The sequence below is a fragment of the Lactiplantibacillus plajomi genome (assembly GCF_005405405.1).
In the GTDB taxonomy this organism is placed as follows: domain Bacteria; phylum Bacillota; class Bacilli; order Lactobacillales; family Lactobacillaceae; genus Lactiplantibacillus; species Lactiplantibacillus plajomi.
In genome coordinates, this window is record NZ_BJDZ01000018.1 from 22,700 (window position 1) to 35,320 (window position 12,621).

12 protein-coding genes are annotated in these 12,621 nt (G+C 50.6%); 6 read left to right on the forward strand and 6 right to left on the reverse strand.

Annotated features, from left to right (window positions below; genetic code table 11):
• The first annotated feature begins 111 nt into the window (after positions 1-111).
• Entirely contained in the window at positions 112-651 is a 540-nt protein-coding gene (locus FFM82_RS08515) for a dihydrofolate reductase family protein (RefSeq protein ID WP_137645417.1), read from the forward strand.
• Here the strand turns inward: FFM82_RS08515 and FFM82_RS08520 are convergent.
• Positions 648-1,826, reverse strand: a complete 1,179-nt coding sequence (locus tag FFM82_RS08520) for a cation:proton antiporter (protein WP_137645418.1) — start codon at positions 1,824-1,826, stop codon at positions 648-650. The genes FFM82_RS08515 and FFM82_RS08520 overlap by 4 nt on opposite strands.
• Positions 1,827-2,029: 203 nt before the next feature.
• On the opposite strand from FFM82_RS08520, the gene FFM82_RS08525 reads away from it, so the two are divergent.
• Together FFM82_RS08525 and FFM82_RS08530 are read left to right on the forward strand one after the other, a co-directional pair.
• A complete protein-coding gene (locus tag FFM82_RS08525) occupies positions 2,030-2,701 on the forward strand; it encodes a DUF6198 family protein (protein WP_137645419.1) in 672 nt (223 codons plus the stop codon).
• Between the two features lie 95 nt (positions 2,702-2,796).
• Complete coding sequence (locus FFM82_RS08530; RefSeq protein ID WP_137645420.1) at positions 2,797-3,723, forward strand: AEC family transporter; 927 nt, start codon at positions 2,797-2,799, stop codon at positions 3,721-3,723.
• 58 nt (positions 3,724-3,781) lie between these two features.
• Here FFM82_RS08530 and FFM82_RS08535 read toward each other — a convergent pair whose 3' ends face one another.
• The 4 genes from FFM82_RS08535 to FFM82_RS13555 all read right to left on the reverse strand — a co-directional run bounded on the left by FFM82_RS08535 (position 3,782) and on the right by FFM82_RS13555 (position 8,457).
• Positions 3,782-4,405, reverse strand: coding sequence for a DUF47 domain-containing protein (locus tag FFM82_RS08535; protein ID WP_137645421.1), 624 nt, complete (start codon positions 4,403-4,405; stop codon positions 3,782-3,784).
• A 12-nt stretch (positions 4,406-4,417) separates the two neighbouring features.
• Positions 4,418-5,395, reverse strand: a complete 978-nt coding sequence (locus FFM82_RS08540; protein ID WP_137645448.1) for an inorganic phosphate transporter — start codon at positions 5,393-5,395, stop codon at positions 4,418-4,420.
• A gap of 1,683 nt (positions 5,396-7,078) precedes the next feature.
• Positions 7,079-8,272 carry an MFS transporter gene (locus tag FFM82_RS08545; protein WP_137645422.1) on the reverse strand — a complete coding sequence of 398 codons (1,194 nt, stop codon included), beginning with the start codon at positions 8,270-8,272 and terminating at the stop codon, positions 7,079-7,081.
• A 47-nt stretch (positions 8,273-8,319) separates the two neighbouring features.
• Entirely contained in the window at positions 8,320-8,457 is a 138-nt protein-coding gene (locus tag FFM82_RS13555) for a hypothetical protein (RefSeq protein WP_225425654.1), read from the reverse strand.
• A gap of 182 nt (positions 8,458-8,639) precedes the next feature.
• Here FFM82_RS13555 and FFM82_RS08550 point away from each other — a divergent pair, with 182 nt between their 5' ends.
• Together FFM82_RS08550 and FFM82_RS08555 are read left to right on the forward strand one after the other, a co-directional pair.
• A complete protein-coding gene (locus FFM82_RS08550; protein ID WP_137645423.1) occupies positions 8,640-10,121 on the forward strand; it encodes an MDR family MFS transporter in 1,482 nt (493 codons plus the stop codon).
• Entirely contained in the window at positions 10,118-10,615 is a 498-nt protein-coding gene (locus FFM82_RS08555) for a DUF4811 domain-containing protein (protein ID WP_137645424.1), read from the forward strand. Before FFM82_RS08550 ends, FFM82_RS08555 begins: the two co-directional genes overlap by 4 nt.
• Before the next feature lie 37 nt (positions 10,616-10,652).
• On the opposite strand, the gene FFM82_RS08560 is transcribed toward FFM82_RS08555, so the two are convergent.
• The gene (locus FFM82_RS08560; RefSeq protein WP_137645425.1) at positions 10,653-11,660 is read right to left on the reverse strand and encodes a YeiH family protein; all 1,008 of its coding nucleotides are present in this window, start codon (positions 11,658-11,660) and stop codon (positions 10,653-10,655) included.
• A gap of 111 nt (positions 11,661-11,771) precedes the next feature.
• Between FFM82_RS08560 and FFM82_RS08565 the strand changes: the two genes are divergently transcribed.
• Positions 11,772-12,605 (forward strand): LysR family transcriptional regulator, encoded by an 834-nt coding sequence (locus FFM82_RS08565; RefSeq protein WP_137645426.1) that lies wholly within the window; start codon positions 11,772-11,774, stop codon positions 12,603-12,605.
• Positions 12,606-12,621: the final 16 nt, after the last annotated feature.

Consider the following 12,621-nt stretch of genomic DNA (forward strand, 5'->3'; position numbering starts at 1 on the left):
ACCCGTGGCCTCATTTTTTCCGTTACCTTACGTTCCCCGCCTTAGTAACGTGGCGCGCGTGCTAGTCATGGTACAATATGCCTACTTAAATTAGATTCGGGAGACGATAGCATGCGGAAAGTACAATTTTACGGCGCAGTGTCCATCGACGGCTACTTAGCCACCAAGGACCACCGCTTAAACTGGTTGTTTCAAACGGACGGGGCTGAAGACGCCCCCACTAAGGCCTTTATGCAAAAAGTCGACATGGCAATTATGGGCCGCCACACTTACGAATACACGATGGAACAAACCACCGATCAACTGATCAATCCCTTTAATCCGGACACTCAAAGCATCGTCATGACCAGTCAACCGCACCCGGGTGACGTCCACACTCACTTTACCAACACACCGGTCGCCGAACTCGTTAGTCAGTTACGGCAACTCAACGGCGGCAACATCTGGATTGTCGGCGGCGCCGGCGTTTTAATGCCGTTACTGCAAGCCGACCTGATTGACGACTTGTACATTCAGATTGCACCAGTCATTTTGGGCGACGGTCACCCACTGTTCACCGCCATTAATCATCAGCAACGCTTCGAACTGGTCGCAACCAACCACTACGGTCAACTCGCCGAACTGCACTTTCAAAAACTGACTGCCCGTTAAGCCGCCGTGTCGAGTGCCTTCATCCGTTTAACCGCGTGCCGTAACAGAATCGGGGCGATCAACGTGGTTAAAATAATGGCCGTAATCACCGCCGAATACCGGTCCTCGGACAGCAACTTACCCTGGTAGCCGATTTGGGCAATAATCAACGCCATTTCACCCCGCGAGACCATCCCGGCCCCGATTTCGTAACCACTTAACCAACTAAAACCGGCTAGTTTGGCGCCAATGCCGGCCCCCGCTAGCTTGGTCACAATGGCCGCAATTGTGATAACCACGATGAACCAGAAGTCCTGTAAGACACCGTCAAACGACATGTTCAGGCCGATACTAACGAAGAAGACCGGGATAAACACGGCGTTCCCGATTGGCTGAATATGCTCGTCGATAATCGTGTGGTAATCGGTCTGACCAACTGCGATTCCCGCAAAGAAGGCCCCAATAACGGCGCTCAGTCCGATCAAGTCGGCTAAGTAGGACAGGCCGAAACAGATGACCAACGACATTAACGTCACCGAGGTCGGCACCAACAGCCCATTCCCGATTTTCATCAGGAACGGCACCAGCCACTTCACGACGAAGTACAGCGCGATGAAGAACACCAGCTGAATTGCAAGCGACACGCCGAGGTTAGTTGAGGAATGGCTGCCGCCCCCGCTAACTTCACTACCGAACAGGCTGATCATCAGGCTTAAAATCAGCACCGCTAAAACGTCGTCCACGACGGCCGCCCCTAAGATGGTCGTCCCTTCCTTACCTTCGAGTGCGCCCAGCTCCTTTAGAACCGCGACCGAAATTGACACCGAGGTGGCGGCAAACGTCACACCTAAGAAGAGACTTTCAGTGCTGCCCAGGTGGAATAACTGACTACACCAATCAATCACCGCAACGGGTAAAATCACCCCAAGGACCGCGACGAACAAACTCGGCTTCCAATACTTTTTCAATAATTGCAAATCACTTTCCAAACCGGCCATAAACATCAAAATAATGACGCCGAGTTCCGCAAAGTCCTTAATAAAGCTAGTTGCGGTCACCCACCCCAATAAGGCCGGCCCCAGTATAATCCCGCTGAGCAATTGACCAATGACGGCTGGCAGTCCCATCCGCACACTCAGATGCCCCGCCACGGCCGTCACAATCAAAATTAAACTTAAACTACCCACATAACCCATTAATTAACCTCCTAAAAAACTAAAGAGAACACGCCAAGAAATAACTGCCCAACCCAAAAGCAGTCCCAATTCTTGAAGTGTTCTCCAACCGAATACTATTATTATTGAAACCAGTATAGCATATTTTCATGGATTTCGCCGTGACGGCTACTCCGTAAAACGGCTATAATAGGTGCATTACCGAATAGAGAGGATTCTTATGTGTGTTTAACATCGTTGATTTTCGCCAACGTTTTTGGTTTCTCGTTTTTTCAATCTTACTAAACTCCGCAATGAACGCCCTGACGATTGCGGCCAACCTCGGCAGCGCCGTTTGGACCGGGTCAAGCGTTAACCTGGCCAACTGGATTCACGTGCCGCTCGGAACAACGCTATTATTGTACGGCATTAGCGTCACCCTGTTGAACCAGTTACTACTGGGACACTTTGACCGCCGGCGCTTCATTTCCAACCTCCTGTACATCGTGCCGTTCAGCTACTTAGTCGAATTTATCGGTTATTTTTGGCAGTGGCTCGGCGTTCCCGACTGGTCGTTAGCGGTCCGGCTGATTGCCAACTTCACTGGCTTAATCGGGGTCGCGGCCGCCGTATCAATTTACCAACGCTGTAACCTGATTCAACACCCGAATGACGATCTATCATATATTTTACGGTTCCGTTTCCTCCACGGCTCGGCGATCATCGCCCAGTGGACGAGCTACCTGCCACCGGTGATCATTACCATCGTGGCCTTCTTGGCGACCGGGCAACTCCACGCTATCGGCATCGGGACGGTCTTTGCACTGGTAGCGCAGGGCGCCATTATGGGCTGGTCGGACACCCACGTCTTCCCGGGATTAAAGCACCACGTTGACGTGGCCAAAGCGGGCCATTGACGTGAGCGGGGACCCTAAGCCTACGAATAACCGTTGACTTTTAACTCACTTAGCCGCAATAATGAGCATATTCTAATTTAATGGACTGATTTATTATGAATTTATCACAATTAACCGGACAAATCGTCCTCATGTTCATCTTGATGCTAGTCGGGCTCCTGATTAACAAGCTGGGCTTCATGCACGCCCAAACGTCGACTGACCTGACCAACATCTTACTTTACGTGGTTTCACCCTGCCTGATTATTAACGCCTTTCAACAGCGTTTCTCAGCTAGCCGCCTGCAAACCCTCGGCCTGGTGATCGTGGGTATTCTGATTATCTACGCCGTCATGATCATCGTGACCCAGCTCGTCTTTCGCCGCGTCGCCGACCCTAATTTACGACGGATCATGCGTTACGGGTCGGTGTATTCCAACGCCGGTTTCATGGGCATCCCGTTAACGAGTTCGCTCTTCGGTTCGACCGGGGTCTTCTTCGCGGTCGCCTCACTCGCGGCGTTCAACATTTTCAGCTGGACCCACGGAATCAGCCTTTTCACCGGACGACAGGGCAGTCGCCGCGATAATTTGAAACAGATTATCCTTAACCCGAACATCATTGCCATTATCGTCGGTTTGGTACTGTTCGTCACGTCAACCCGGTTACCGGAAATTATTAGTAACGCGGTCACCTACGTCAGTGCCATCAACACACCGCTATCAATGATCGTGATCGGTAACAGCCTGGCCGCGGTCAAGCTTAACCGTGAAACGTTGGATAAGCGGCTCTGGGGCGTCTTGTTGCTCCGAAACCTGCTCTTCCCCTACTTAACAATTGTTGTCCTACAACTGATCGGAATCTCGGGGGTGCCGCTGTTTACGACCGTTTTAATGGCCGCCTGCCCGGTTGCCGGTATCGTCGTACTCTTTACCTTAAAGGTTCACGGCGAACCCGGTCCCGCCGTGGCGCTGATGAGTGTCTCGACCATTCTCAGCATCGCCACGATTCCGCTCGTCTTCGCCCTAACTAATTTACATTAAACTACAATGAAGCGCGCCTGCCATCCGCAAGCGCGCTTCATTGTAGTTCCAAGTCGTTTTAACTATTTTTAATCGTGAGACCGGTCATGACGTCCGCACAATCTTCACAGGCATCCAGCACCTTTTCAAAGCCGGAGTAAACTTTTTGCCAGCGAATGATTTCAATCGGATCAGTTTCTTCTTCGAACAGTAACCGTAAGTTTTCGGTATAAACGTGGTCACCCATCGATTCGATCCGGTTGGTGTTCTCAATATTTTTCGTCAACGTTTTAGAATTTTTGAAGTGGGCAAATTCGTGGACGGACTGTTGGACCGCCGTCACCGCCTGACAGGTCAAATCAATAAATTTATCGGTATTCGGGCGCATCTTCTGAATATGTAAATAATAAAATTCATAGGTGAGTCCGCTAATGCCATCGATAATGTTGTCCAACTTATCGACTAACTGAACAATGTCTTCACGATCGATCGGCGTGATAAATGAAATGTATAATTCGTGCATGATTTCCTTCACGTCGGCGTCACCGTCGCGTTCAATATTATGAATCACCTCACTGTCGGCCACCAACGTCTCCGCGTCAAAATCATTGATGATTTCCTTTAAAACGTTACTAGCCTGCAACGCATCGGTTGCCATGTGTTCCATCGCGCCAAAAAAGTCGTATCCCCGTTTTCGTGCCATTTTTGCTACCTCCTAAAAAATCACCATAAATAGTTTCGACATCAAATAAGCAATCAAACCGCAACCCGGAAAAGTCAGTACCCAGGCCCAAACCATATCACGCACGATTCGCCAGTCGACCGACGACGCCCGCTTAGCAGCACCGGCGCCCATAATCGCGGTCGTTTTCGTATGGGTCGTCGAAACCGGCACCCCGAAAATCGAGGACAGAAACAACGTGATCGCCGCCCCTAAATCAGCGGAAAAGCCCTGGTATTTCTCCAACTTAACCATGTCCATCCCGACCGACTTAATGATCCGCATCCCACCGACCGAGGTCCCGATTCCCATCGTGACCGAACACAACACCATCACCCAAATCGGGATGGCAAAGCCGTTCCCGGTTTTTTCAACTAACCCGTTATAATACAGCGTCAGCATGAAGACCCCCATAAATTTCTGGCCATCCTGCGCACCGTGTAAAAAGGCCATCGCCGTCGCACCCAGCGCCTGCCCCACCGTAAACAGCTTATTCGCAAAAATCCGGTTAACGCCGCGGAACAGAAAGATAACTAACTTAGTGATCAAGTAGCCCCCACCAAGTCCCAGAATCGTGGAGACCACTAACCCAATCAACACTTTCCACCACTCATCCATATTCACGGCATCCAACCCACCCAGCGCCATCGCGGCTCCAGTTAATCCAGCAATCAACGCGTGCGACTCACTCGTTGGAATTCCAAACCACCACGCCGCAACCGCCCAACTAACAATTCCAAACAGCGCGGCCGCTAGCGCAATCTGACTGGTATTCCCAGTCCCATCAAAACTAACAATGTTACTAATCGTCTCAGCAACCTGGGCGTTGAACAACGTCATGACCAACGCCCCCAAGAAGTTCATGACAACTGCCATCCCAATCGCAACGTTCGGTCGCAGCACCCGGGTCGAAACCGCGGTTGCAATAGCATTCGGTGCATCTGTCCATCCGTTAACAAAAATCACGCCCATTACCAGGACGATGGTTATAATTAAGGCAATATTCAAAATGGCGCCTCCTCTAAATCATGAGTTCCATAAATCTTTTTATTCTCTTTTAATTAATGATAGCGTATTCACAAAGCAATGTCTTTATGAAAATCAAGGAAAAAACTTTTCATTTTGATAAATTCTAGCTTTCGGCACGCCCAAAGTCTTCGTTGAACGACTTTACCTCAGATTTATCATTTTACTTACCCTTCCCCTGCAGGTTTAGGTTCGTCGTTAGCGGCTAAATTTCATTGATGAGAAGTAGTCAATAAACACGCTGTTAAATCTATCTGTTAAGAACACAATGTTAGACGTACTGAGCAGGCGAAAAACAACCCTTAATTCAATTGATTTAGCTCAATTCCAAGTTAGCATTCCCTTGTCAACCCTCCGGTCAGCGGGAAGTAGTGGTTGAACTTTATTGATGAGAATCAGCGAGAAAACTCGCTGCCAACAATATTAAGTCATGTTTTGGACTTAGTATTACTAAACCGAAGAAAGGCAATACTTAATTAAACAAATCTTGCTCGATTCCAAGCTAGCGTTCGCTTACCAGCCCTCCGGTCAGCTGGAATCAGTCCGGAACGCGGTGGCCGCGGGGTTAAGCCCACAACCCAGGTCTTAACCACCGGGCTTTCACTAACCCGCCACAAACCGGCGACCAAGTGAAACTTCACCGCTGGGACTGTTCCCGCTTTCCCTACTGGCTTGAACTGGTCGTTGGCGGGCATTAGTGGTTAAATTTTATTGATGAGAATCAGTGGGAAAACTCGCTGCCAACAACATTAAGTCGTGTTTTAGACTTAGCGTTACTAAACCGAAGAAAGACAATACCTAGTTAAATAAGTCTTGATCGATTCCAAACTAGTATTCCCTTGCCAGCCCTCCGGTCAGCTGGAATCAGTCCGGAACGCGGTGGCCACGGGGTTAAGCCCAAAATTCAGGTCTTAACCACCGGGCTTTCACTAACTCGCCAAAGGACGGCGACCAAGTGAAACTTCACCGCTGGGACTGTTCCCGCTTTCCCTCCAGGCTTGAATTAGTCGTTGGCGGGCACTAGTGCGCTAATTTGTATGAATGGATTGAGTTAGGCTGATAATTGATTATTGAATGGTGGTCACTATTTAGAGAAACAAACGTCTTAGAATCCGAATGATGGATAAGAGTACTATTTAGAGTTAGTTATCTACTAACTTCAATTGAATATGGGGGAGCGTGTACTAAAAATCAACGAATCACGTGAACACCCACGTGGCTGGACTATTAAATCTGAAAGGTTGTTAGTTGACGTGCGGTGAGCGAGGTCCCGGAGCCCTTCGAAACATGGCTGTGAAATTGTTGTTGGTCGCCGTACTTTGGCGGCTTACAACAAGGTCGACTTAGGAGACAATTCGGGCTGTGAATTGGCTACCAAGCGTGCCCACAGCCCTGCTTTCGTGTAGGCGGAGCGGACCGGCATGTTAACTAGTGCCTAGTCTTTTTAATAGTGGCAACTTTTTCGAAGCTAAAGGTAGTCGTTTTCAAAGCTAATTGGCTACCAAACGTACGACAACCTTGCTTTCGTGACAGCGTAGACGCCGCCAACTAGCCCGGATCGAGCCGGTTGATAAAAAGCGTCACCAGTCATCCGCGTACGTGGCGTGACTGGTGACGCTTTAAATCAATTTAGGAAGCTTGCTGGGTCCGTTTGCGGACAACGTGGGGATAGTGCACAAAGTGGGCGTAGAAGCCTGCGACGAGGACGATAAAGCCTAAGACGCAGACGCCTTGCCAGCCGGCGAAATCCCAGAGGAGGTTGCCGAAAAAGGAGCCGAGCGCCCCGCCCATGAAGTAGCCAAACATGAAGACGGAATTGAAGCGACTGCTGGCGCGCGGGTCGATACTTTGGACGCGGGCCTGGTTGGCAACTTGGCCGAACTGGGTCCCCAAATCCAAAATCACAATACCGACGATCAGACCGGCCAAGTGGGTGCCAAAGGTTAAGAAAACGACGTAGGCCACCGTAGACAAGACCAGGCCGAGGCCGATAATCGTTCGCGGTTTAAACTGGTCGGCTAACCGACCAATCAGCGGGGCCGCTAACACCCCCGTCACCCCAAGTAATGCGAGTAAGCCGGCTTCCCGACTCCCCCAGTGGTACTGGTGTTGGAGGTAAAAGACCAGCGTTGCCCAGAAAATATTGGAGACGCCGAATAAAACGAAACCGTTAACGGCTGAAGCTCGTAACACCGGGTATTTTTTGACTAGCCGGGGCACGGTTTTGATCATCGCACGGTAAGTGGTCTGGTGATTCGTGACCGGGTCGCGCGGTAGCTTTTTGACCAGGACTAATCCAAGTAACGCAATCATGACGGCCGCAATCAGGTAAACCGCTTGCCACGGTAAGACACTGGCAAGCACTCCACTGACGGTTCGTGAAAGCAGGACCCCAACGAGCAGCCCACTCAAGACGTTACCGAGGACCCGTCCCCGCTGACCATCAGGGGCTAGAAACCCAGCGTACGGAATGATAACTTGCGGGGCGACCGACGTAATCCCGATAAGCAAGCTGGCCGCGGCGTAGACCCAAATGTTAGGGGCGACAAACGCCAGCATTGCCGAAATAATTGCAAGCGATAATAGTCGCAATATCAGGGTGCGGCGGTTCATAATATCCCCCATTGGGACAATTAATAATAAGCCAAAGGCATAGCCCAATTGGGTCAACATGGCGACCGCCCCAACTACCGAATTGGCAAGGTTAAACTGTTGGGCAATGTCGGCTTCAATCGGTTGGATATAGTTAATATTAGCAACGATAATCGCTGCGGAAACCGCCATTAACAGGACGGTACTCGAATTCAAAGATTTAGTTTTCACAATTAGGTCCTTTCTCTCACGTCTAAGTAACTAAACACCTAGACGCTTTAAAAGGCCTGCTCAACGCGGATAATCAACCAGTGCTGGAGTTGGCAGTCGACCGGGACCAGCTGGCGACTCCCAGCCATGCAGTGGTCTAGATTCGCGCCCCGCCGCTTGATTGGGGTGGCGCCGTTCATTAACATGCTTTTCAATCACCTTTCAGTTATTGTCAGTATTATTTTAGCACAGCCTCCGGATTAATCAGCGCCATTTTTTAGTAACAGTATAAATGATATCTAAGTATAAATATTTCAATCGGTATAAGCATCGTGCTATACTAATAGATTGTGTATTATCAAATCTAAATTGATGAAAGGATCATATTATGCCAACTCATAATTCGGCGTTACCATTAGATGCTAACGGTCAGCCGTACCACCGGACTTGGTTAGTTTTAACCTTGCTGGTAGGGACCTTTAGCACTTTTATTACGCAAACTTTATTAACTACGGCATTCCCAACGTTGATGAACTATTTCCACATTTCCGCAACCGCTGTTCAGTGGTTAACGACCGGATTTATGTTGATTATGGGAATTATGATCCCCGTCAGCGCCTGGATGCTGACCCGGATCAATTCAAAATACTTATACCTCGCGGCGATGGTGATTTTTGGTGCCGGAACGATTCTGGCCTACTTTGCCGTCAACTTTCAGATGCTACTCGTTGCCCGCATGATTCAGGCGATGGGGGTCGGGATTTCCGCACCGGTCTTTCAGACGATCATGTCGTCGGTTTACCCGCCTGAAAAACGGGGCTCGGCAATGGGAACCGCTGGGATCGTTATCGGGTTAGCCCCGGCGATTGGCCCAACGTTATCCGGTTGGATCATTGATAGTTATAACTGGCGGGCGCTGTTCCTGTTCATTATGCCGATCAACTGGCTCGTCATTATCGTGTCGTTCTTCACCCTTAGAAAGGTGTTACCAACGTCCAAGCAGCCGATTGACTGGTGGTCCGTGCTGATCTCCACGATTGGCTTTGGGAGCATGCTCTACGGCTTTTCATCGGTTGGTGAATCCGGCTGGGGCGACCCAGTTGTTATCGCAACGCTGATCATCGGGGCCATCTTCATCGGCCTCTTTGGTCACCGCCAGTTGCACATGGACAAACCCTTATTGGAACTACGGGTCTTTAAAATTCCCGCCTTTACCCTGTCCGCAATTTTGACCGCCCTCGCCTACATGGCCATGATGGGGGTCGAAATGATCTTACCAATGTACATTCAAAGCGTACTCGGCCATTCCGCGATGGATTCCGGGCTGATTCTCCTGCCCGGTGCCATCATGATGGGAATCATGAGCCCGATTACCGGTCGGATCTTCGACCACATCGGTGCGCGCCGACTGGCCATGACCGGGATGCTGTTACTGACGGTCGGCACCGCGTTCTTCTTGTCGATCACCGCTTCGACCCCGATCATCTGGTTAATCGTCGTCTACGCAATCCGCATGTTTGGCTTAACGATGGTCACGATGCCAGTCACAACGACCGGGATCAACGCCCTGCCATTTAGCTTGATTTCCCACGGGACCGCGGCCAATAACACCCTACGTCAAGTTGCCGCTTCGATGGGGACCGCCGTCTTGATCAGTGTCTACTCAAGCGTTTCCAAGTGGCACTTACCGAGCCAATCGCTGCTCGCCAGTGCGCCGTTGAAATACAAGGCCGCGACCATTAATGCGACCCTGACCGGCTACCACATGGCCTTCATCGTCTCGTTGATTTTCTGTGCGTTCGGGTTCGTTCTGACCTTCTTCTTAAAGGCTAACCACTCCACTGAAGTTAAGGAGGGCGATTTGAAATGATTCTGATTCTACTGGTCATCGCTACCCTCGTCTTTTCCGGCGCCATGATTTTTGGCCGCAACGGGTTGGTGCGCAGCTTAACCGTCATCGTTAGTTTTCTGGTCATTGTCGGTGGGCTGATTGGGCTCGTCGGTAATGATAATTACCATTGGGGGATGCACCAAGTCACGACGACCCGCATTCAAGACCTGACGCCGGTCCGTTCTAAGCAGGCGGCGCTGCTGATTAAGCCGTTGGGGCACGGGTCGGAACGCGTCGTCACGTACCGCGTCAACGGCACGACCAAGTCTAGCCGGACGCCGAGCGATACGGTCACCACGACTAAGCTCACCCGCGGCCGCAACGCTCAGGTGCAGCTGGCAACCACCCGTTGGCAGTATGATAGTGCCTTGATGAAAAGACTCTTCGCACTGGGAACCGGTGCTACCGAAGTCGTTAACCGTCAATTTATCTTTACGATACCAACGACTTGGCAAACCGTCACCCTTAAATAGCAAAAAAAATCTGGATGCTGAGCATCCAGATTTTTTATTATCTTAATAATAACGTGATTAAAATCAAGGCACAAACTACTTGAATGCTGCCAACGCCCAGCCCGTATAGTGCGAGTCGTTTACCCGCTTTCAAGAAGTTCACCAAGTTCAAGCGTAACCCGATTGCGGCTAACGCGATGATTTCAAACCAGCTACTGATGGTATGCGCCGTGGCGCCCACGATGGCGGGTAACGTCACCAAACTATTTAGGGCGCATAAAATCAAGAAACCGGCAACGTACCACGGTAGCCAGTGGCCGTTCCCGTTACCACTGACCTGGGCGTCTTCCGCCAATTCAGTTTCAACGGTCCGGTTATGCATCCGACCAAAAATCAGCACCACGATCACCAGCATCATGATCCGCATGATTTTAAAAATCGTTGCGAACTGAACGGTCGTCTGGTTGACCATGCTGGCCGCGGCCACCACCTGTCCAACCGATTGTAAGGTCCCACCGATCAGGGCCCCCTTCAAAATGACGCTGCCACCAAAAATGGCGCCACCGAGTAGTGGCAAGGTGAGCATCAAGACGGTCCCCATCAAGTTGACTAGTGTGATCACCGTTCCCTTATCATCTTCATCAGCATCAATTACCGGGGCAATCGATGCAATCGCGGACGACCCACAAACGGCGTTCCCGCCGGCCATCAGCATCCGCATGTTCTGACTGAAGCCCAAGCGGTTACCCAACCACAGTGCGCCCGTAATCGTGACCGTCATCTGAATTAAGATAAAGCCGATGCCCCAACCACCGATTTGGCCAATGGTCTGAACCGTCATCGTGGCACCCAGCAGCATCACTGAATATTCCAATAATTTACTTTCCGCAAACTTGGTTCCGCGGCCTAACTGGGGTTGCTTAAAGACCGTGTTTCCCCCTAAAATACCTAACAAAATGGCAATTGTGGCCGCCCCGAGCGCCGGCACAAACTTGGCGAGTACCTGGCTGATCACCGCAATAATGACGCTCATCACCAATCCCGGCATAATTCCTTTAATTTTCACATGATCCTCTCCCGTCTCTTCAATAGCCCTAAGTATACGGAATTAGTTTACATTTGAGAAATAAATTATTATGATAGTTATTATTAATAATCCTAATAGTGAGGCCCGCCAATGTTCAAACAACTCCAAACGTTTTGCGTCGTCTACGAAACCCGCAACTTTTCGCACGCCGCAACCCAACTATTTATTTCACAACCCACCGTCTCGACCCAGATCAAGCAACTCGAAAGTGAACTGCACACCACCCTCTTCACCCGTAACGGACGCCAAGAAATTAGTCCGACCGCTAGCGGTAAGTTACTCTACCAACACGCGCAGATCCTCCTGGAAAGCTGGGCGACGACTAAAACCGAGATTCAGGCGACCCACCACCTAGTGAAATTACCTTGCCGGATTGCGGCGTCACACACCACCGCTAGCCTGGTATTACCGGGGCTGTTAACCGCGTTAGCGCCCCTCGGTAACCACTTCGACTTTCGCATTAAGCTGGCCAATTCGGCTGAGATTCTCACCGCAATGTCGCAACATAAGCTCGACTTCGGGTTAGTGGAAAAGCCGCTCGTGACCGACCAACTAGACCGCTGGGGGTTCGGCCACGACCAACTCGTACACGCCGGGGATTTCAATAGTCCGCTTTGGCTACTGCGCGAAGCCGAGTCCGGCGTGCGCCACTACACCGACGCCTTCTTAAAGGCGCAAAATATTCAACCGCAACAAACCATGACGATCCATAGTAACCAGGTGATCGCCGACCTGCTCGCCCGCGGCATTGGCCAATCGGTACTTTCAAAGGATGTCCTCAAGCCGACCGTACCGTTCGAAACGTTGGGAGACCAGTACCGCCGGCAATTTTTCCTGCTAACGCCAAGTGAAGCGAACCCGTTATTAGCCCCGGTTCAACAACTGGTCACCCCCTATTTACGCCGGTGGACGGTGGTGGATTAGTCCAAAAGTCAAAAAA